The 20,865-nt window shown below is 70.7% G+C and carries 15 protein-coding genes; 5 read left to right on the top strand and 10 right to left on the bottom strand.

The window, feature by feature from the left end:
* Window positions 1-38: 38 nt before the first annotated feature.
* From ACIQI8_RS19395 to ACIQI8_RS19360, 8 genes are all read right to left on the bottom strand, one after another.
* Window positions 39-977, bottom strand: a complete 939-nt coding sequence (locus ACIQI8_RS19395; RefSeq protein ID WP_402351745.1) for a diiron oxygenase — start codon at window positions 975-977, stop codon at window positions 39-41.
* A 25-nt stretch (window positions 978-1,002) separates the two neighbouring features.
* Entirely contained in the window at window positions 1,003-1,527 is a 525-nt protein-coding gene (locus tag ACIQI8_RS19390) for a DUF3291 domain-containing protein (RefSeq protein WP_402351742.1), read from the bottom strand.
* 45 nt (window positions 1,528-1,572) lie between these two features.
* Window positions 1,573-3,030 carry a peptidoglycan D,D-transpeptidase FtsI family protein gene (locus ACIQI8_RS19385; protein ID WP_402351739.1) on the bottom strand — a complete coding sequence of 486 codons (1,458 nt, stop codon included), beginning with the start codon at window positions 3,028-3,030 and terminating at the stop codon, window positions 1,573-1,575.
* Window positions 3,031-3,052: 22 nt separating this feature from the next.
* The gene (locus tag ACIQI8_RS19380) at window positions 3,053-4,414 is read right to left on the bottom strand and encodes an FtsW/RodA/SpoVE family cell cycle protein (protein WP_402351736.1); all 1,362 of its coding nucleotides are present in this window, start codon (window positions 4,412-4,414) and stop codon (window positions 3,053-3,055) included.
* Between the two features lie 43 nt (window positions 4,415-4,457).
* Window positions 4,458-4,877 carry an SH3 domain-containing protein gene (locus tag ACIQI8_RS19375; protein WP_402351733.1) on the bottom strand — a complete coding sequence of 140 codons (420 nt, stop codon included), beginning with the start codon at window positions 4,875-4,877 and terminating at the stop codon, window positions 4,458-4,460.
* A 228-nt stretch (window positions 4,878-5,105) separates the two neighbouring features.
* Window positions 5,106-6,341, bottom strand: a complete 1,236-nt coding sequence (locus ACIQI8_RS19370) for an ATP-binding protein (protein ID WP_402351730.1) — start codon at window positions 6,339-6,341, stop codon at window positions 5,106-5,108.
* Entirely contained in the window at window positions 6,338-7,129 is a 792-nt protein-coding gene (locus tag ACIQI8_RS19365; protein ID WP_402351727.1) for a hypothetical protein, read from the bottom strand. Before ACIQI8_RS19365 ends, ACIQI8_RS19370 begins: the two co-directional genes overlap by 4 nt.
* A gap of 139 nt (window positions 7,130-7,268) precedes the next feature.
* Window positions 7,269-7,775 (bottom strand): protein phosphatase, encoded by a 507-nt coding sequence (locus ACIQI8_RS19360; protein ID WP_402351724.1) that lies wholly within the window; start codon window positions 7,773-7,775, stop codon window positions 7,269-7,271.
* A gap of 99 nt (window positions 7,776-7,874) precedes the next feature.
* On the opposite strand from ACIQI8_RS19360, the gene ACIQI8_RS19355 reads away from it, so the two are divergent.
* Entirely contained in the window at window positions 7,875-8,678 is an 804-nt protein-coding gene (locus ACIQI8_RS19355) for a nuclease-related domain-containing protein (RefSeq protein WP_402351721.1), read from the top strand.
* A gap of 347 nt (window positions 8,679-9,025) precedes the next feature.
* On the opposite strand, the gene ligD is transcribed toward ACIQI8_RS19355, so the two are convergent.
* Entirely contained in the window at window positions 9,026-9,907 is an 882-nt protein-coding gene (gene ligD, locus ACIQI8_RS19350; protein WP_402351718.1) for a non-homologous end-joining DNA ligase, read from the bottom strand.
* A 62-nt stretch (window positions 9,908-9,969) separates the two neighbouring features.
* Here ligD and ACIQI8_RS19345 point away from each other — a divergent pair, with 62 nt between their 5' ends.
* From ACIQI8_RS19345 to ACIQI8_RS19335, 3 genes are all read left to right on the top strand, one after another.
* A complete protein-coding gene (locus tag ACIQI8_RS19345; RefSeq protein ID WP_402351715.1) occupies window positions 9,970-11,079 on the top strand; it encodes a Ku protein in 1,110 nt (369 codons plus the stop codon).
* Window positions 11,080-11,227: 148 nt separating this feature from the next.
* Window positions 11,228-14,281: a LuxR C-terminal-related transcriptional regulator gene (locus ACIQI8_RS19340; protein WP_402351712.1), complete on the top strand. Its 3,054-nt coding sequence runs from the start codon at window positions 11,228-11,230 to the stop codon at window positions 14,279-14,281.
* 378 nt (window positions 14,282-14,659) lie between these two features.
* Window positions 14,660-17,473 (top strand): ATP-binding protein, encoded by a 2,814-nt coding sequence (locus tag ACIQI8_RS19335; protein WP_402351709.1) that lies wholly within the window; start codon window positions 14,660-14,662, stop codon window positions 17,471-17,473.
* A gap of 58 nt (window positions 17,474-17,531) precedes the next feature.
* Here ACIQI8_RS19335 and ACIQI8_RS19330 read toward each other — a convergent pair whose 3' ends face one another.
* Complete coding sequence (locus ACIQI8_RS19330; RefSeq protein ID WP_402353999.1) at window positions 17,532-17,792, bottom strand: winged helix-turn-helix transcriptional regulator; 261 nt, start codon at window positions 17,790-17,792, stop codon at window positions 17,532-17,534.
* A gap of 618 nt (window positions 17,793-18,410) precedes the next feature.
* On the opposite strand from ACIQI8_RS19330, the gene ACIQI8_RS19325 reads away from it, so the two are divergent.
* Entirely contained in the window at window positions 18,411-20,825 is a 2,415-nt protein-coding gene (locus tag ACIQI8_RS19325) for a P-loop NTPase fold protein (protein ID WP_402351706.1), read from the top strand.
* Window positions 20,826-20,865 lie beyond the last annotated feature (40 nt).

Here is a 20,865-nt window from a genome sequence, read left to right as displayed (position 1 = left end):
CGCAGCGTAACCGCACCTCGGCCGCCGCCTCCGCCCTCCTACGCCAGCAATCCGGACGCCTTCCACAGCCGCCGCCCCGCGCCCCGCAGTACCCCGATGTCGTCCAGGAAGTCGGTCAGACGCTTCGCGCCCGTCTGCATGACCTCCCGGCGGTGGCCGCTGGCCTTCACCTGGGCCATGGCCTCGCGCTTGTCGAGGCCGACGTTGGCGTAGACCTCGGGGTTCACGAAGGCCACCGAGAAGATCCGGGCGAACTCGCCGGAGGTGACCCGGGTGTACTCCTGGGACCACCTCGGCGCCGTCACCATCTGGCGCCGCAGCTCCTCACGGGCGTACCGGACGTGTCGCGCCTCCTCCACCACGTGGATGCGGGTGACGCCCCGGACCAGGGTCTGCACGCGCTCGTCCGGGAACGTCAGCCGCTGCATCCAGTCGAGGACCTCCTCGCCGAGCAGCGTGGCGGTGAAGGAGCTCGGCGTGGTGGAGATGGTCTTGAACAGCCGCCCCATGTTCTGGTGCACGCGGCTCACCGGGTACCAGGGCGTGCCGCCCCGCGAGATCAGCCGGGCGAACATCTTGGAGTGCCGGCACTCGTCCTCGATCTCGGTCAGCGCGTACCGCACGTGCGCGCTCGTGGCCGCCTTGTCGTACACGTGCCGCACCAGCAGCTGCATCAGGATCAGCTCGAACCAGATGCCGAGCGAGGCGAGCGCGGCGGCCTCGTGCTGGGAGAGCAGGATGCGCTGCTCCTCGCCCATCCGCTTCCACAGGGGCGTGTCGTACAGCGACACCAGCTCCGGCGGCCAGAACCACTTGCCCTCCTCGAAGGGCGCGTCCCAGTCGAGCTCCTTGTCCGGGTCGAAGGAGTGCTTGGCGGAGGAGTCGAGCAACCGCTCGGCCACCTGCTCCCGGTCCTTGAGCAGTCCGAGCGCGTCACGCAGACCGGCCAGGTCGACGGCTTCCGTCTGGGTCGTCATGGTTCTCCCACCTTGTTACCCGGGGTCACATCCTCCGTGTCTTATGAGACTGCCTGTCAGCAAGCTCGTCAATCCCCTGGGCGTCACTTGTGGCGGGAAATGGCGCGCGCAGTGTGAAGGCGTACGGCGTGGGTCCGTTGGCGCGCAGGTGCAGCAGCCGCTCCTCCGCCTCCGCGACCGTCGGCCGGTGTCCGGCCGGCACCCACCACAGGGCCACCATCGCCTCCCGCACCCGCTCGAACCACTCCCGGCGGCGGGCCAGCATCGCGCGGTGGCGCCCCTCGTACATGTACGCCGTCAGGGCGTCGACGTCCCGCCACACCGACATGTTGATGATCAGCCACTCGTCCCCGAGGACGGGTACGTCGGTCGCGTTGCCCGACTCGCTCTCCAGGCGCCACACGAAACCGTCGGCGCTGTCCGCGTCGGCGTTCACGGGGTCGAGGTTGTCGACGAAGTCCTTCAACTGGGGTGAGTCCAAAGGGGCCTTGAGGCGGCCGATGTTGACCTGGGCGAGTTGGTGGGCGGCTGTCGCCGTCGATGACGTCATGGACCGAACGCTAGGTAGCGACCGATCGCCCCGGTACCGGATATCTCACGGAGTGAGCACCGCCTCCATCACCGCCCGGGCGATCGGCGCCGCCACCCCGCCTCCCGTGATGTCGCCGCGGACCGCCGAGGCGTCCTCCACCACCACCGCCACCGCGACCTTCGGCTCGATGTCCCGCTCGCCCTGCGCCCAGGACACGAACCAGGCGTACGGCGTACCGGAGTTGCCGATGCCGTGCTGGGCGGTGCCGGTCTTGCCGCCGACGACGGCGCCCGGGATGGCGGCGTTCGTGCCGGTGCCCTCCGTGACGACGTCCTCCATCAGTTCCTTCATCCGGACCGCGGTGGCCGGGTGCATGGCCTGGCGGACCGGCCGCGAGCCCGCCGACCCGACCGTGTCCCCGTCGTCCGTCGTCGTCCGCTCCACCAGGTACGGCGTCCGCACCTGCCCGCCGTTGGCCACCGCCCCCGCGACCATCGCCATCTGCAACGGCGTGGCCCGCGTGTTGTACTGCCCGATCGACGACAGCGCCAACTGCGCCTTGTCGACGGAGGTGTCGAAGGTGCTCGGCGCGACCGAGAAGGGGACGCGCAGCCCCTCGTCGTTGAAACCGAAGCCCTCCGCCGTCGCCGCCATGTCCGAAACCCCCACGTCCGCGCCCAACTTGGCGAACACCGTGTTGCACGACCACTCGAAGGCGGTCCGCAGCGAGGCGTCCTCGCATCCGTCGGACTCGTTGGTGAGGGAGGTGGTGGTGCCGGGGAGCGTGTAGGGCGCGGGGGAGTCGGTCGGCGCGTCCACGTCCGTGATCACCCCGGCGTCCAGCGCGGCCGCGGCGGTGACCACCTTGAAGGTCGACCCCGGCGGATACGTCTGCCGGATCGCCCGGTTGAGCATCGGCTTGTCCGGATCGCCGTTCAGCCGCGCCCAGGACCGCTCCGTGGCCGCGGAGTTGCCCGACAGCACGCCCGGGTCGTACGAGGGTGTCGACACCAGCGCCAGGATCCGCCCGGTCGCCGGCTCCACCGCCGCCACCGCCCCCTTGCGCCCACCGAGCCCCTCGAACGCCGCCCGCTGCGCGGCCCGGTCCAGGGTCGTGACGACGTTCCCGCCCGGGCTCTGCGCCCGCGTGAGCTCGTTCCACAGCGGGAACGGCGTGAGCATCGGATCGGTCCCGGCCAGCACCGCGTCCTCGGAGTGCTCCAGGAACGACGTCCCGTACACCTGCGAGGCGAAGCCGGTGACCGGCGCGTACAACGGCCCGTCCGTGTACGTCCGTTCGTAGCGGAGCTGCTCGCCGGTGTCCCGGGAGCCGGTGATCTTCCCGCCCTCCACCAGGATGTCGCCGCGCCGCTGCTCCCAACGGGCGATGCCGGGCCGCCGGTTGGCGGGATTGTCGTCGTAGGACTGGGCCTGGAAGACCTGGATGCGGGTGGCGTTGACCAGGAGCGCCACCAGCAGCAGGGCGCAGAAGACGGCCGCGTGCCGGATGTACCGCGTCATGGGCCCACCTCGATGTGCCGCGTCACCGGTCCGCCTCACCGTCGTACTGGCCGCGCGCCGAATCGCTGATGCGGATCAGCAGCGCCACGATCGCCCAGTTGGTGACCACCGAGGAGCCGCCCTGGGCGAGGAAGGGCATCGCCATGCCGGTGAGCGGGATCAGCCCGGTCACCCCGCCCGCGATCACGAACACCTGGAGCGCGACGATCGACGCCAGGCCGACGGCGAGCAGCCGGCCGAAGGGGTCGCGCAGGGCGAGGCCCGCCCGGAAGCCGCGCTCCACCAGCAGGCCGTAGAGGATGAAGAGCGCGGAGAGCCCGGCCAGGCCCAGTTCCTCGCCGGCCGTCGCCAGGATGAAGTCCGACTTGGCGGCGAAGCCGATCAGGATGGAGTGGCCCAGGCCCAGGCCCGTGCCGAGGACTCCGCCGGCCGCGAACGCGAAGAGGGACTGCGCGAGTTGGTTGGGTCCCTGACCGGCCTCGATCGACGCGAAGGGGTGCAGCCAGTCCTGCACCCGGCTGTGCACGTGCGGTTCCAGCCAGCCGACGGCCACCGCGCCGAGCGAGGCCAGCAGCAGGCCGACCGCGATCCAGCCGGTGCGGCCGGTGGCGACGTAGAGGAGGACGACGAACAGGCCGAAGAACAGCAGCGAGGTGCCGAGGTCACGTTCGAGCACCAGGACGCCGACGCTCAGCAGCCAGACGGCGACGATCGGGCCCAGCACGCGCCCGGTGGGCAGTTGGAGCCATCCCACACGGCGGCCGGCGTAGGCGAGGGCGTTGCGGTTGGCCGCCAGGTAGGCGGCGAAGAAGATCGCGAGGAGCACCTTCGCGAACTCGCCCGGCTGGATGGAGAATCCGGCGATCCGCAGCCAGATGCGGGCGCCGTTGACCGCCGGGAAGAAGATCGGCAGGAGCAGCAGGCCGAGCGCGCCGACCACGGACACGTACGCGTACCGCTGGAGCACCCGGTGGTCACGCAGGGCCAGCACGACGACGGTGAACAGGGTCACGCCCAGCGCGGACCAGACGAGTTGGGTGGGAGCCGCGCGATCGCCCGGTGTCTCCAGGTCCAGCCGGTAGATCAGCACCAGGCCGACCCCGTTGAGCAGCACACCGATCGGCAGCAGCAGCGGATCGGCGTACGGGGCGCGCACGCGCACCGCGAGATGCGCGAGCAGCGCGAGCGCGCCGAGCCCGGCGCCGTAACCGGCGGCGCCGGGCGGGACGGTGCCGTGCTTGGCGAGGCCGACAGCGCAGTAGCCGTACACCGAGAGCAGTACGGCCAGGACGATGAGGGCGAGTTCGATGCCACGGCGTCGGGGCAGGCGGACCGCGGGAGCGGGAGCATCCGCCGCCACCACGGTGATTCCGGCCTTCGTCATGTCCGGAACCTACCCAAATAGTGCGTGTTGTGACCTCAGGGCGTCAGCACCAGCGTGGCGAGGGCCCGAGCGTCTTGATGTACCTGGCCGAACCCCAGGCCCACGTGCCGTCGGTGAGGAGGTACCAGTTCCGGTTGCCCTGGATGTTCTGCCCCTGGGTCTTGCAGAAGATCTTGACGTGGTCGCCCCGGTAGGCCACCCGGATCACCTGTCCGCCCCGGTTCGGCGCGCTGCGCAGCAGCAGCTCACTCGCCGTCACGACACCCCGGTACAGCCGGGGGCTGTTCTGGTGGTCGTTCCAGTCCCCGCGGTTGTCGAAGCCGTCGTCCTGCCTGCTGACCCCCGGGTCGTCACCGCCGTCCCAGTCGTCGTCGGCCAGCGCGGGAGTGGCGGCGACGGACGCGAGAAGCGCACCGGAGGCCGCGGCTATGGAGAGGCGGGTGAGGGTGTGACGCAGGGACATGGAGACCTCCGTGAGGGGGAGTCGGAGCCGCAAAGCGGACTAATCGCCACATTAGGAGGAGGGTGGCGGGATCGCCCGCCAAGCTGGGCCAATAGGTGCCGCGCACCGGGGCGCCTCGTCAGGGGCGCGGGGCTGTATCGATGTGCGGCTCCGCCGCGTGGGCGCGACAAGCCCCACGAGGCCGCGGTGAACGAACAACCTGAGGGCCCGAGCTCTTTCTGCGGCCTTCTAGCCGAGCGTCAGCGTCGCAACGGCCCCACCGTCAACGGAGTTCGCGAACTCAAGCCGCGCCCCCAACACCTCCGCCTGCCCCGCGGCGATGGTCAACCCCAACCCGTGCCCCCGAGCGCCCCCTTCCGTCCGGAACCGCTGCGGACCGTGCGCCAGCAGATACTCCGGAAACCCGTCCCCGTGATCCCGCACGACCACCTCACCCCCGCGAACCGTCACAGACACCGGCGCGCGCCCGTGCCGATGCGCGTTGGCGACCAGATTCCCCAGCACCCGCTCCAGCCGCCGCCGGTCCGTCTCCACGCGCGCGTCCCGCTCGACGACCACCTCGGTGTCGGTCCCGGACGCCCGCACCACCCGCTCGGCCAACGCCCCCAACTCCTCGGTGTCCACCTCCAACAGCTCCCGCCCGGTGTCCAACCGCGAGATCTCCAGCAGATCCTCGGTCAGCGTCCGCAACGCGGCGACCCGATCCAGCACCAACTCCGTGGGCCGCCCCGGCGGCAACAGTTCGGCCGCCGCGTGCAATCCCGTCAGCGGCGTACGCAACTCATGCGCCACGTCGGCCGTGAACCGCTGCTCGCTCAGCAACTTCCCCTGCAACGAGCCCGCCATGGAGTCGAGCGCGGCGGCCACCGCCGCCACCTCGTCCTGCGGTCGCGACGGATCCTTCGTCCGCGAGTCGTCCACGCGCGCGTCCAGATCACCGGCGCTGATCCGCCGCGCCACCTGCGCCGTCGCGTGCAGCCGCCGTGTCACCCGTGTCACCGCGAACGCGCCGACCAGCAGCGTCGCCCCGATCGCCAGCGCCGACGACCACACGATCGCCCGGTCGAGCCCGACGATGGTGCGCCTGCCCTGCGCGTAGTCGACCCGCACGGCCAGCGCGCGCCCGCCGTCGACGGGCCCGGCCGCCCACATCGTGGGGCGCCCGCGGTGGTCGGCGACCATCGTGCCGCGCTCACCGCCCGCCGCCAGCGTCCGCAACCGGTCGGGCAGACCAGGCGGATCGACCCCGACACCCGGCGTCAGCGTGTCCCCGGCCTCGAACGACTCCGTGGCGTCGCCCAGCCGGGACAGCGCGAGATCACGGGCCTGGCCGACGATCTGGTCGCTCACCGAGACATGCACGAGGACGCCGAGCAGGGCGGCCAGCGCGCAGCACATCACGGTGATGAACACGGCGGCCTTGACCGCGAGAGTGCCGGCCCAGTGCGGAAGCGCGAGCCTCATCCGGCGCCCACCGAGACCGACGGGGAGACCATGGGGGAGGCCGAGGGGGAGGGGGTCACCGAAGGCGGCACGCGCCGGTCCCGCTTCCCGGCCTTCGCGCCCCCCATGCGGAGCATCTCGTCATGGGTCAGCAGCATCAGGCGCTGGTCCGGGTCCCAGGTCCACTGGAAGCGGTACTCGTAGTCGGCGATGTCGGACGGCGAGTGGATGATCACGGACCGGCCGGCCAGCTCGACCCCGCTCACCGCGTCGTCGTTGGACATGACCTGGACCAGCCGGCCCGACTCGAAGGTGTAGACGCGCACGGCCGTCTGATTGCCGGGCAGCAGCCGGAACCCCAGCGTCAGGTCGTCGCGCCCGTCGCCGGTCAGATCGCGGTAGTACGGCTTGAGGACGGGACACTTCCCGTGCCCCGCGCCCTCGGCGCAGTCGGCCAGCCGGCGGGTCGTCCCGGCGTACGGCGCCGACGCGCGCGTGTAGTCGTCCGGATGCCGGCGGATCTCCTCGCGCACGACGGCGACGGGGTCCACCTTGTGGATGTCGTCGCCGGGCGCGGTGATGTCCCGGACCAGCTCGGACTCGCCGTCGTCGTAGTTCCAGGCGGGGCTGGTGGCCGGGGACAGATGGGGCCACAGCTTGGCCGGACTGGTCGCGGTCGGTGTCGCGCCGGCCCCGCGCAGTCCGCCCGTGTCACCACAGGCCGCCGTGACCGCCGCGGTCGCCGTCAGCAGGGCGACGGCGAGGGCGGTGCGCGCGGGACGGGTGCGCGCGGGGCTGGTGCGGGGCACGGTGCTCCTGGGTGCGAGGGTGATCGATGACCCAGTACACCCTATTCATCCGGAGAATTCCCCCGGGAAGCCGGCCCGTGGGACGCCTCTGGAGAAACGATCGCATGCCACCCGACCCGCCCCCTCCCACCCTCACGCGCTACTCCGTCAGCTCCTCCAGCAGCCGTGCCGTCGACAGACCCGTCCGCAGATAGTCCACGAACAGCTCGTTGTGCAGCGCCCACGGCGAACGCCGGGTCCTGATCAGCCGTATCGCCTCGTCGGCGGAGCCGCCGCGCTGGACGAGCGTCTGCGCGACCACGAGCCCCGAGCGGTTGTAGCCGCTGTAACAGCGGACGAGGACCTTTCGGCCCTCGTCCATCGCGTCGCTCGCGGCCCGTGCGAGACGGATGACGCCCGCGAGCTGCGTCCCGTCCAGCGGCCCGTCCGGTATCGGCCACACATGGTGCTCGGCACCGGGATCGGGGCCGTGCCCCGGCAGCCTGAGCAGAGTCTGGACGAGGTCGAACTCGTCCCGCACCACAGCGAATTCGAGTTGTCCGGAGGTCCCCCTGAACTCGTGCCCGCCCATCCACAATCCGGGCACGATCTCGCTCCACGGGGTGTCCGGAGCCGGTACGTCGGGTTGCTTCCTGCGGGTACGCAACAACGCCTCCCCAACTCCACGCCCAACTGGTCTCAAAGGTAACCGGGTTCTTGCCCGGGGAGCACCCCGCCTGTTCCCATGGTCAAGGGGTGATGGTGCATGACCGGACTACGCGTCGTACCCGCCTGGCGGCATGGCCACGAGCGGCTCTACGTCTGTCTCACGGACGGCAGGAACATCGCCTGGTACGACCGTGAGGCGGCCAGGATCAATCTGCTCAGCGAGGACGAGAGAGAAGACGTCCTGGAAGCCCTCGGGCCCTTCCTCACCGGCCCGGTGACGGTGGGCCCGCCCCCCGTCCCGACCCCGGCCGAGCTGGCCCGGCTCTCCCTGCATCCGGACGACGACCTGGCGCCCAACCGCCCCGGCGAGGCGCTGCTGGTCGACCTGGACCGGGAGCCGGGGCCCTCCCATCGCCTCCGCGCGGACCCGCGCCGCCGGGCCCTGACCGCGGAACAGACGGTCGGCGAGGCCCTGGACCGGCTGGACGGCGCGGGCTGGCACGCCCTGCACTCGGTCCCGCTGCCGGGCGGCGACCGCGTCCACCACCTGGTGATCGGGCCGGGCGGCCTGTTCGCCGTGCACACGCTGTACGCGCGCAAGCAGCGGGTCACGATCGCCGATCCGATGGTCGCGCTGGGCCGCCGAGAGCCCCAGCCCCTGCTGCGCCGCGTCCGCGCCGACGCCGACCGCGCCTCGTACGCCCTGACCGCCGAGGTCCATCCGGTCCTGGCCCTCGTCGGCCCCGCCGACGTCTCGGTCCCCGGACCGCTCCGCGAGGTCCGCGTCCTCCAGGACACCGACCTCGCGGGCCTCGCCCGCCTCGGCGGAGTCCTCAAACCGGCGGACGTGGAGGCCCTGCACGCGATGGCCCGGGACCGGGGGACGTGGGTACGGGTGTGAAGGGGAGCGGGGGTGCCTCCGGCGGTTGAACGGGGGTGGGGTGAGGTGTCTTGGACGGTCGGGCGGGGGGCGTCACGAGATGTCCTGGACGGTCGGACAGGGGCGTCACGAGGTGTCCTGGACGGTCGGGCAAGGGGCGTCACGAGGTGTCCTGGACAGTCGAACGGGGGGCGTCGCGAGGTTCTTCCGGCGGTTGACCGTGGGGCGGTGCGCCGAGCCGGCGGCGCCCGCGTGCCCGCGGAAGCAGGGCTTCCGTCCCGCCGGCCTCGGCCTCGGCCTCGGCAGCGGCGGCCGGGCGGAGACGCCCGCTGCCCCTCCGTCGCCGCTCCTCACCTCCCCGCTGAGCCTCACGGCAGTGAACCCGCCGCGTCGGCTTCCATGAGCGGGGCCAACAAGTCGCCGTACTCCTCAAGGCGCGGCGCGATGTCCGCGGCCCGGAACGCCAGCCGGTCGGGCGCCCCGCACTCTTCCACCTCGGCCCACGTCACCGGCGTGGAAGCGGTCGGCTCCGGGCGGGCGCGCAGGGTGTAGGGGGCGGCGGTCGTCTTGCGGGCCGCGTTCTGGCTCCAGTCGACGAACACCTTCCCCGGCCGCAGGCTCCGCGTCATCCGGTGCACGACGAGCCGGGGCAGGACGCGCTCGGCCTCGACGGCCAGCTGTTTGGCGTACTCGCTGACCCGCTCGGACGGCGTCGGCCGCAGCGCGGCCAGCAGATGCAGCCCCTTCGCGCCCGAGGTCTTGGCATGGGCGTCGATCCCGTCCGCCGCGAGCCGCTCGCGCAGCCAGAGCGCCACCTCGCAGCAGTCGACGATCGTGGCGGGCGCCCCCGGATCGAGATCGAAGACGATCCGGTCGGCCTCCGCGGGCGCGTCGATCACCCACTGGGGCGTGTGGAACTCGGTGACGAGATTCGCGGCCCACATCAGACTCGCCAGATCCTGTACGAGCACCATCCGCGCCGGCCCCTCCGACCGCGGCACCTCGGCGGTGGTGACCCAGTCGGGCGTACCCGGCGGAACGTTCTTGGTGAAGAACACCTGCCCGTCCGGGCCGTCGGGATACCGCAGGAAAGAGACGGGCCGGTCCCGCAGATGGGGCAGGAGCGCGGCGGCGGTGGTGGCGTAGTAGTGCAGCACCTCGCCCTTGGTGAAGCCGGTCGCCGGATACAGCACCTTGTCCAGGTTGCTGAGCGCGAGCCGTCTCCCCTCCACCTCTGTGATGGGCGTCATACGATGAGAATCTCACGCGATTGGGCAGAGACCGGAGTAAACCGACCGAAAGGGTGCTGCACGTGAGATCCATATGGAACGGCGCCATCTCGTTCGGCCTGGTCAGCATCCCGATCAAGCTAGTGAACGCCACCGAGAGCCACTCGATCTCCTTCCGCCAGATCCACACCGAGGACGGCGGCCGTATCCGGTACCGCAAGTACTGCGACCTGGAGGACCGCGAGGTGACCTCCGCCGAGATCGGCAAGGGGTACGAGGACGCGGACGGCACGATCATCCCGATCACGGACGACGACCTGTCCCACCTCCCGCTCCCCACCGCCAGGACGATCGAGATCGTGGCCTTCGTCCCGGCCGACCGGATCGACCCGCTCCAGATGGACGCGGCGTACTACCTCCAGGCGGGCGGCGCCCCCGCGGCGAAGCCGTACACCCTCCTGCGCGAGGCCCTGAAGCGCAGCAACAAGGTCGCTATCGCCAAGTACGCCCTGCGCGGCCGGGAACGCCTCGGCATGCTGCGGGTCGTCGACGAGGCGATCGCCATGCACGGCCTGCTCTGGCCGGATGAGGTCCGTGCCCCCTCGGGAGTCGCCCCGGACATCGACGTCACGGTCAACCCCAAGGAACTCGACCTGGCCGACGCCCTGATGGACACCCTCGGCGAGGTCGAACTCTCCGACCTGCACGACGAGTACCGCGAGGCGCTGGAGGAGGTCATCGCGGCCAAGGCGGCGGGCGAGTCCATCCCCGACGCCCCGGAACCGGCGTCCGGCGGCAAGGTGTTGGACCTGATGGCGGCCCTGGAGAAAAGCGTGCGGGCGGCGCAGGAGTCCCGGGGCGAGGGGCAGGCGGAGGCGGAAGAGGCGGCACCGGAAGAGGCCGAGGTCCGGCGCCTTCCGCAGCGCAAGTCCGCGCGTACGGCACCGAAGCAGACGACCGGCAAGAAGTCGACGTCCACGGCGACGAAGAAGACGGCCGCGAAGAAGACGAAGTCGGCCGCCCGGAAGTCGACGGCGAAGTCGGCCCAGGGGACGAAGAAGGCGGCGGCGAAGAAGACCACGACCGCGAAGAGGACGACCGCGGCCAAGAGCACGGCGGCGGCCAAGTCCACGGCGAAGAGCACCGCCAAGAGCACTGCGAAGAAGGCGGCGCCCCGCAAGCGTTCGGCCTGACGCGCCTCATCGGACCGGGCCTGATCCGGGCCTCGCTGTCGCGCGCTGTCACTTTTTCGGCAGGGCGATGATCGGCTGAACGCAACCGTTTCCTATAGGAAGCCGGGCTAGGGTTGGCGCTCCAGCAGCGAGGTGGGGGAGGCCCCGGATGTCATCGATTCCGATGGGGGTGTTCGGCCGGGAGCAGGCACTGAACGCCATCGACGCCCTCTTCGATCGACTGCGCGGAGAGGCCTCGACCGAGGCCCGGGGCCCTGAGGGCGGTGCGATCGAGCGCACGCTGCTGTTCGTGGGCGAGCCCGGTATCGGCAAGACCTCGCTCCTGGAGGCCGGGGCCAGGAAGGCCAAGGACCTTGGCGGACAGGCCCGTTGGGTGGTCGGCCGGACCGAGGAGGCCGGGCTCGCCTTCAGCGGACTCGACGCCCTCTTGCACCCCTGGCGCAAGACCCTGGCCGGCATCGACGCCGAGGACCGCTCGATCCTCCGGACCGTCCTGCGCGGGGGAGAGACGGTCACCGGCGGGACGCTCGCGCTGGCCGGGGCGCTGCTGCGCGTGCTGTCCACGTGGGCCGACGCGGGGCCGGTTCTCGTGATCATCGACGACCTCCAGTGGCTCGACCGGTCCTCCCACGACCTCCTGAGCCTGTGCGCCCACCGCCTGGAGGGCGAGCCCGTGGGTTTCCTCCTCGCCTCCCGTCCCACGGGGCTGCCGGCCGCCTGGACGCGCCAGAGCACCCTGCACCGGCTGGAGGACCTCGACGAGATCCAGGCCGCCCGCCTCCTCGACTCCCTCGCGACACCGCCGGAGGGCCGCACCCGCCGACAGGTGCTGCGTCAGGCCGGCGGCAACCCGCTCGCCCTGGTCGAACTGACCCGCGCGGCGGCCACCCGCTCGCTCGGCGAGGAGCGGGCCGGCCTCGAACTCCCCCTCACCGAACGCCTGGAGCAGCTCTTCGCCGCCGACCTGGAGGCCCTCCCACGCCCGACCCGCCGCCTCCTCACGCTGGCCGCGGTCGCCGACCTGCCCGACATGGCGGCGCTCACGGAGATCCTGGGCGATGTCCTGCTGCCGGAGCCGGACGAGGTGGGGCTGGAGGGGGCGGTGCCGGTGGGGCAGGGGGCGGAGGGCAACTCCGTAGATGGGGGCGGGGGTTCACAGGACGGGCGGGCCAACGCGCGGGTTCGGCACGGCGATTCCCTGGATGGTGGCGGGGGTTCGCAGGGCGCCCCGGCCAACTCGCAGGACACGGATGGTGACTCCCAGCACCTCCACGCCACCACCCCCACCTCACCCGACCTCACGCCGCACCCCCCGGAGGGAACCCCCACTCGCCGAGCCCAGGTCGCCCGCGCCGCCGACGAAGCCTGGGCCGCGGCGGAGAAGGCCGGGCTGCTCACCCTCCGGGAGGGTGTCGTCCGGTTCCGGCATCCCCTGGTCCGGTCCGCCGTCCTGGCCGCCGCGCCGTTCGACGAGCGCTCCCAGGCGCACCGGCTGATCGCGTCCGTGCCGGACCTCGACGAGGACCGCCGGGCCTGGCACCGGGCCGCCGCCATGGTCACGGCGGACGAGGGTGTCGCCGCCGCTCTGGAGGCCACCGCGGAACGCGCCCGCCGTCGGGGCGGCTACGCGGCGGCCGCGGTGACCCTGGAACGGGCCGCCCAGCTCAGCCCGCGTACCGAGGACCGGGTCCGGCGGCTCAACGCGGCCGCGGAGTTCGCGGCGTGGGCCGGCCATCCCCGCTGGGTGGCCGAACTCACCTCCACCGTCGCTGCCATCGCCGACACCGAGGAGGCCCGGGTCCTGGCCGACACGATGGGCGGGTGGGCCTTCGTGCTGACCAGCCGGCACGGCGAGGCGATGGACCGCCTGACGGCGGCCGCCGACGCCTCGTGGCCGGACCGGCCCGACCGGGTCATGGACGCGCTCGGCACCGCGGCCACGGTCGGCTACCAGAGCGGCGACCCGCGCTTCCGCGCTGCCATCCTGAGCCGCTACCGGCGTCTTCCGCCCCGCGAGCCGACCTTCGACTCGGCCTGGATCCTGGCCGGTTGCGACGCGCTCGACGCGCGCGAGGAGGCCCTCGCCCACCTGCGTCACGCGGCCGCCGAGGAGGACCAGTCGCTCATGGCCTGGGCGGCGCTCGGGGCCGCCGCCTGGGCGCTGGACGAGACCGAGATGGCCGTGAACCTGCTCGGCACCATGCTGGAGATCTACCGCCAGGCCGCCACCGCCGGAGCGAACGCCACCGTCGCCTCGGCGCACGCGCTCGCCCTCTTCGAAGTCGGCCGCTGGCCCGCCGCCCTCGCCAGTCTGAGCGAGTCCGACCGGGCGGCGTCCGCCGCCGGCGGGATGGAGATCGCCACCCTCAGCAACCACATCCTCGCCAGCACGCTCGCCGCGGTGCGCGGGGACAGCGAGCGCGCCAAGCAGACGCTCGCCGACGCCGTCCGCGACTACGACCTGCGCGGCACCCGCACCTTCGACGTGCGCGCCCGCCAGGCGAGCGCGCTGGCCGCACTGGCGGAAGGTGATCACGAGGTCGCGTACTTCCACCTCAGCCGGTACTTCCACCGCGACGGCAGCCCCGTGCACTTCCACAGCTCCTACCACGGACTCGGCGACCTGGCGGCCAGTGCCGTACGCACCGGCCGGTCCACGGAGGCGCAGGCCACGCTCGACACGGCCATGGGACAACTGCCCGCCAACATCTCGCTGCGGCTGCACCTCATCCTGTGCCGGGCCCAAGGCCTGCTCACCGACGACGCCACCCGCGCGGAGGAGTTGCTCCGCGAAGCGGCCTCCACGCCCGACGGAGACCAGTGGCCCTTCGAACGCGCCCTCGCGCTCGCCGACTTGGGGGAGTGGCTGCGCCGTCGTCAACGCCCTGCCGACGCCCGGGCACCCCTGGGTGAGGCGCTGGAACTCTTCCAGGGACTCGGGGCGGCACCCTGGACGACCCGCACGGCAGCGGAGTTGCGGGCGACCGGGGTCGACACCGCCGAAGGGCGCCGCCCGGACGCGACCATGGAACTCACCCCGCAGCAACTGGCCATCGTCCAACTCGCCGCGCAGGGACTGTCGAACAAGGAGATCGCCGCCCGGTTGTTCCTCTCGCCGCGCACGGTCGGCTTTCACCTCAACCGGGCGTTCCCCAAGCTTGGTGTCACCTCACGCTTCCAACTGCGGGACGTCGTCGCCTGAACGGGCAGAAAGACGCGCCCGATGACTACCTGATCGGGCAAGTCAGGTCGTCTGACAGAAGCCGCCGAAGCCGCCGTCACCCCAGACTGACGACAAGACGAAGGTGCGCTCGAAGCCCCGACGAACCGACCTTCCCGCTCCGGCGAACCGACCTTCCAGCTGCCGACACAGCAGCGCAGCGCACCGTGGCGCCCTACCCAGAACACAGGGGGAGTGCAGGATGAGCCGCACGATTTCCCGCTTGCCCGGCATGGACAAGAGGCTGCTCCTCGCACCGGACCCGCGGCCGGCGGCGACACGGTGACCGGCACGCCTGCCGTCAGGGACACGGTGGTCAGCGCGCCTGTCGCGAGGGACACGGTGGCCGGTACGCCCGCCGTGAGTGACAAGCTGACCGGCGCGCTCTCCGCGATGGACCCGTGCGCCGCCGTCAGCCTCGTAGGACGGTCGGCGGAGTTGCGAGTCGTCCACTCGCTGCTCGCCACCGCCATCGACCGGGGCTCCGGGCTGATGCTGACCGGAGCGGCCGGGGTGGGCAAGACCGCGTTGCTCGACGTGGCCGCGCAGCGGGCGGCCGAGGCCGGCTTCCGGGTACTGCGCGTCACCGGATCGCAGTTCGACCGGACCGTGAGCTTCGCGGGGCTGCACCAGATGCTGCAGCCGCTGTCCGAGGAGATCGCGGCCCTGCCGACCCACCAGGCGGCGACCCTGCAGGCCGTGCTCGGCCTGTCCGAGGGGCAGCCGGTCGAGTTCATCGCCATCGCCAGCGCCGTACACGCGGTGCTCTCCCAAACCGCCACCAGGGCCAGGCCGTTGGCACTGATCGTCGACGACGCTGCCTGGCTGGACCGGCCCAGCGCGATGGTCCTGGGGATCGTCTCCCGCTACGTCCGCACGGGCTCCATCGCCCTGCTGGCCGCGTCCCGGACCGGCGACGAGTCCTTCCTGAGCGGCACCGGAATGGCCACGCACGAGATCCGGCCGCTCGACGACACCGCGGCGACCGCGTTGGTGGCGGAACGATTCCCCGCCCTGGCCCCCCGAGTCCGCCGGCGCCTGGTCGCGGAGGCCCGCGGCAACCCGCTGGCCCTGCTCGAACTGCCCAGCACGCTCGACAAGCCGCAGCAGACCGAGCGCGGCACGCTGCCGGCGGTCCTCCCGCTGTCCGACCGGCTCAAGCGGATCTACTGCGAAGGGGTCAGCGCCCTCCCGGCCGGCACCCGCAGGCTGCTCCTGCTCGCGGTCCTGGACGGCTCAGGCGACCTGCGCACCCTGCGGCGCGCCATGGCCACCCCGGAAGCCCGGCCCGGACTGTGCCCCGCCGAACGCGGCGGCCTCGTACAAGTCGACGTCGAAACAGGGAAGTTGGTCTTCCGGCACCCGCTGACCAGGTCCGCCGTCATGGAGCTGTCGACCAGCGCCGAGCGCCGGTGGGCCCATCAGGTGCTCGCCGAGGAGTTCCCGGCCGGTTCCGATCGCCGGGCCCTGCACCTGGCCGACGCGGCGGTCGGACCCGACGAGCACGTGGCCGTCCTGTTGCACGACCTCGCCTACGACACCCTGCGCCGCGGGGACGCCGTCGGCGCCATCAACGCCCTGCTGCGCGCCTCGGAACTCAGTGCCACCGGGGCGGGCAAGGGGCGCAGGCTCGCCGAGGCGGCCTGCCTGGGGGCCAACATCACCGGCGATCTGCGCAACGTGCGCGACCTCCTGGACAACGCCACCGGCGCGGACTCCCGGGCCACCAGGTCCCTCCCGGCCGCCGTCGCCGCGGCCAGTCAACTCCTCAACGGCGAGGGCGACGTGGACACCGCCCAGCGGCTCCTGGTCAACGCGATCGACAACGACGCGACCCTGCGGCAGAGCGACGACACCATGCTCTCCGAGGCACTGCACACCCTGCTCAGGGTCTGCTTCTTCAGCGGCCGACCGGACGTATGGCGCTCCGTCGACACCGCGCTGAGCCGCCTCCACCCCCACGCTCCCGACCCCCAACTCCCGGTAATGCGCGCCGCCTTGGGCGACCCGGCCCACCTGGCGCTGCCCGTACTGCCCCGCCTCGACGAACTGACCTCCGATCTCCACCGCGAGACGGACCCCACCCGCATCGTCCGTACGTCCGCGGCCGGCGCCTACGTCGACCGCCTGCCGGGCAGCCGCAGTTCACTCCGGCGCGTGGTCGACGACGGCCGCGGCGGAGGCGCCGTCACCCTGGCGATCGAGGCGCTCTTCCTCCTGGCCAACGACGCCTACGCCACCGGGCAATGGGACGACATCACCGCCCTCACCGATGAGGGCCTGGGCTGGTGCACGACGTACAACTACCGCCTCCAGGCCTGGCCGGGACGTTTCCTGCAGGGCCTGCTGGCCGCCGCCCGAGGCGACGACGAGACCGCCCGTACCGTCGCCAACACCCTGGTCTCCTGGGGAAACCCGCGCGGCCTGGGCATCCTGCGCACCTACTCCGCCCACGTCAAGGCCCTGTCGGCGCTGGGCGACGCGGACTTCGGCATGGCGTACTACCACCTGACGTCGGTGACGGAGGCCGGCCGCCTGACCTCCCCCCACGACCTGTGGCTCCTGTGGGACTTCGTCGAGGCCGCGGCCCACAGCGGCCATCACGCGGAAGCGACCGCCCACTTGGAAACGATCCGCGCCCTCGGAGTCCATCAACTCTCCCCACGCCTGGCGATGATCGCGGACGGCGCGGCAGCCATAGCCGACCAGGCCTCGGTGGACCGGGACCTCTTCGAACGCGCCCTCGCCACCCCCGACGCCGAGTGCTGGCCCTTCGACCTGGCCCGCATCCACCTCGCCTACGGCGAACGCCTCCGCAGGGCCCGGGCCAGCGGCGCGGCCCGCCCCCACCTCACGGCCGCCCTGGCCACGTTCGAACGCCTACGCGCGAGCCCCTGGACCACCCGCGCGGCGAACGAACTCCGAGCGACGGGCCTCCAGCCCCGCCCCACGAATGCGACGAAGGCCCGCCCTTCTCCTCTGACACCTCAGGAATGGCACACGGCCCAACTGGCGGCGACGGGCCTCACGAACAAACAGATAGCGGCCCAACTGTTCCTGTCCCCCAGGACAGTTGCGGCCCACCTCCGCAACGCCTATCCCAAGCTGAACGTCACGTCGAGGGCGGGGCTGCGGGACGCACTCACGGGGCTTGCGGGGGAGGTTGAGGGCTGACGGCCGGGTGGCGGGAGGTGAGCGCCAGGAGCTGACGGCCGAGTCCGAGTCCCGAGTGCTATCCGCGTGTGGCGTTCTTGCCGTTCCTGCTGTTGTCGCTGTCCTTGTCGTACGTTTCCTGGTGGCGTCGGATCTCGGTGTGATGCTCGGCGCTCCAGGCGGCCAGGTGCTGGACGGCGGTGAGCATGGAGGTGCCGAGGTCGGTGAGGGCGTACTCGACGCGGGGCGGCACCTCCGCGTAGGCGGTGCGGTCGACCAGGCCGTCGCGCTGGAGGCGCTTGAGGGCAAGGGTGAGCATGCGCCTCGAGACGGCGGGGATCGTGGTGTCGAGATCCGAGTAGCGGGCGCCGCCGCCGGCCAGGGCGCCGATGACCAGGAACCAGGTCGAGGATCTCGCGGATGAAGTCCGCGTCCTGCTCGTCCCAGCGCTCGCAGGGACTCGCGAGACGCAGTACGTTCGCCCGCGCCCGACATACCAAGTCTGCTTGCTCCCATGTCAGGCGGCTGCTGCGAGGGGGGCCGACTGCTCCGCAGTGTGGCCGTCCAGAGTTGGGCTGCCTTGAGGGGCCTGCTCAGCGGCGGGCGCGGGCGCAGTAGCTGCTGCAGAGAACAGGGCGCTACCCCCGGCCGGGTTCTAGGACGCCCGTAGACAGGGGTAGATCACTTGCTACTACGGCTGCCCGTCCCGCGGGGAGCTTGGATGTGCCAGAGAGGGCCACAACTGGTCCCAAAGAAGCCGCAGTTGTGGCGCGCTCGCCTACGCGCCTGTCGGATGAGACTGATAAGCATATAAACATGCTGACCCCAGAGCCCCAAGGCGCCTCGATGCGGTTCATAGATGAGCGGGACCAGGCGCAGTCGGTTACCTCAAGGAACTCCGCCGTCCCCGTTGGAGTCCTGTATGCGCCTCAAGACGCAAGCTGCGGGGAGTAGCGCTATGCGAGTTCTCGCGCAGCCGGCTCGACGGTCGGATCGGACCGTCGAGCAGCACTTCCAGGACACCGTTGCTCAGCCGGTGGTCTTCAACGCGCATGCGGACGTGCTCGAACCCTCGACCTTGAGTGCCCTCCAGCGCTTGTACCCCAACGGAGCCGCCCAGATGTGGGGCGTCATGCCAGGCAAGAACGGGGCAAATCTGCCCGAGATTCGCAAGATGTCGCCAGGGGACTGGGTCTTCTTCAGCGGAGACAAGCGACTCTATCTGGGAGGTACGGTCGCCCTCGCCTGGCGTAATCCGCAGCTTGCTGAACGTCTGTGGGGCGCGGACGACAATGGCCAGACCTGGGAGTATATGTACGCTCTCGCTGGCACCAGGGAGTTCGATATCCCGATCGAGGAGCTTCGGGAACTTCTGGGCTGGAACTCCAACCGCAACATCATGCGCTTCCAGGCCTTCAGCGAGGACGAGTCGGATGTACTGCAAGGGCGCTATCTGCTGAGGCCGTCACCGCCTCTCGATGACCTGGAGACGCCACTTCCGGGACTGCACAGTGACTTGGCGAGCCCGGCTGATCTCTTGGGCAATGAGACAGACGTGGACATGCTGGCGAAGCTTGCCATAGCGAAGCTCACCAGCCCGCCCTTGGCGGTGGCACTGCTCGGCGAATGGGGAGCCGGCAAGTCAAGCTTCATCAGCCAGATGAGCCGCCGGATCGACGATCTAGCTCTCCCTTCACCGGGGAACGCCGGTCCCTACGGCGCTTTCAACACCAGTGTCATCCAAGTCCACTTCAATGCCTGGCACTACAACGACGACCATCTCTGGCCAGGCCTGGTCGACCACCTGTTTCGCGCTCTCGCGCGGGAGTCAGCGCCCGATGAGACAACTGAGAACCCCATCGCGGAACGCGAGCGGCAGGCGGCAGAGCTAGCACGGCTGGAAACGGAGCAGCACCAACTTGACGAGGAACTGGCTCGTACAGCAAGAGATCGCCCCAGAGGATTTATGGCCTTCCTCAGATCGCCGGGAGAGGGTGCGCGCCTGCTCTGCACAGCGGTGCGCCTAGGCCTACGCGACGTCAGATATGGATGGCTGTGGGCAGTAGCGTGGCTGCTACTCATCGGCACTGTCCTCCTTGCCCGGCACTGGCTGACCGCGTGGATCACAGCTCTCGTGGGAGCTGCCTCCGCCCTCGCCGCCCCGCTGCTGCCGCTGTGGATGGTTGTGCAGCGTCGGCACGCACAAGGCCTCACCTGGACAGGAAAGCTCCGAGGATCGCTGGAGGAACGCCAGCGCAATCTGCGTGAAGAGATCACCACCGCGCGCGCTCGGCTCGCAGAGATAGACGCAGCCGTCGGCCTTTCCGACTTCCTCACGGGACGCAGCGACACCTACCAATCGCAGCGCGGCTTGCTGGGCACTGTCCACCAGGACTTGTCCCAGCTGAGTGAGAAGCTTCGGGAAGCCCACGACGAGTGGTCAAGCACTGAGTCCACCCAACGGCCGCCTCTTGAACGAATCATCCTGTACATCGACGATCTCGACCGGTGCTCCCCGCAGCGCGTCGTGGAGGTACTCGCAGCTGTTCATCTGATGCTGGCGCTACCGCTCTTCGTCGTCGTCGTTGCTGTCGACCCGAGGTGGTTGCTCAAGTCCCTTGAGTACCACTACAGCGAACTGTTCACTGACTCGGCCGGAGCATCACACATCACCGGCGCTCAGGACGCGGCCACTCCCCTCGACTATCTCGACAAGATCTTTCAAATTCCCTTTGTCGTCCCACCCAGCACGCCCGAGAAGACCGCGCGCCTCATCAATGCCCTCCTCGCGCCTTCCGAAGCTCCGCCCTCGTCCGCCGGGACTGGCGACGAGTTGGCGGACGATGAAGTGGAGTCTTCCGGGCCTGGCACAAACCAGTCCGCGCCCTCAGAGGAGGTCGAACAGGAGGAGACTGTCGTTGACGGTCCTGTTCAGTTGCAACTGCAGCCCCATGAGATCGCCTTCATGTCCCAGGTAGGCAGCCTCACTCAGACGCCGCGTGCAGCCAAGAAGATGGTGAATCTGTACCGGCTCGTGCGTATTGGGGTGCCACCCCTCGACCTTCCCCGGTTCGAGGGCACCCGCGAGATGCCTGGGGAGCATCAGGTGGTTCAGATCCTCCTTGCCTTGCTCGTGGGCAGCCCACGCCAATCAGAGGACGTCTTTCGGGCATTGCTGGCAGCCGCACCGAACACCAAGATCACAGAGACTCTGCGGGAAATGCCCTCCGATACTTTGATCGGAAGCCGCGTCGCGGAACTCATCGAGCAGATCCATGCTGAAGCTCCAGTGATCATGGATACCGCTGTCTATCAGCGATGGTGCCCGAAGCTGGCAAGGTATTCGTTCTATACACGGAGTCTCGCCAGCTGAGTACCGATCCCGCTGGCCTCGGAGGGCCCGCCAGGTCGCC

The organism is Streptomyces sp. NPDC092369 (assembly GCF_044755245.1).
Classification (GTDB): Bacteria; Actinomycetota; Actinomycetes; order Streptomycetales; family Streptomycetaceae; genus Streptomyces.
This window is presented reverse-complemented; position numbering and strand designations above follow the sequence as displayed.

Bases quoted from the DNA above. Each gene is read 5' to 3' on its own strand.
- ACIQI8_RS19395 (WP_402351745.1), bottom strand. From the start codon at position 977: ATGACGACCCAGACGGAAGCCGTCGACCTGGCCGGTCTGCGTGACGCG.
- ACIQI8_RS19385 (WP_402351739.1), bottom strand. From the start codon at position 3,030: ATGACGCGGTACATCCGGCACGCGGCCGTCTTCTGCGCCCTGCTGCTG.
- ACIQI8_RS19380 (WP_402351736.1), bottom strand. From the start codon at position 4,414: ATGACGAAGGCCGGAATCACCGTGGTGGCGGCGGATGCTCCCGCTCCC.
- ACIQI8_RS19375 (WP_402351733.1), bottom strand. From the start codon at position 4,877: ATGTCCCTGCGTCACACCCTCACCCGCCTCTCCATAGCCGCGGCCTCC.
- ACIQI8_RS19355 (WP_402351721.1), top strand. From the start codon at position 7,875: ATGACCGGACTACGCGTCGTACCCGCCTGGCGGCATGGCCACGAGCGG.
- ACIQI8_RS19340 (WP_402351712.1), top strand. From the start codon at position 11,228: ATGTCATCGATTCCGATGGGGGTGTTCGGCCGGGAGCAGGCACTGAAC.
- ACIQI8_RS19390 (WP_402351742.1), bottom strand. From the start codon at position 1,527: ATGACGTCATCGACGGCGACAGCCGCCCACCAACTCGCCCAGGTCAAC.
- ACIQI8_RS19370 (WP_402351730.1), bottom strand. From the start codon at position 6,341: ATGAGGCTCGCGCTTCCGCACTGGGCCGGCACTCTCGCGGTCAAGGCC.
- ACIQI8_RS19325 (WP_402351706.1), top strand. From the start codon at position 18,411: ATGCGAGTTCTCGCGCAGCCGGCTCGACGGTCGGATCGGACCGTCGAG.
- ligD (WP_402351718.1), bottom strand. From the start codon at position 9,907: ATGACGCCCATCACAGAGGTGGAGGGGAGACGGCTCGCGCTCAGCAAC.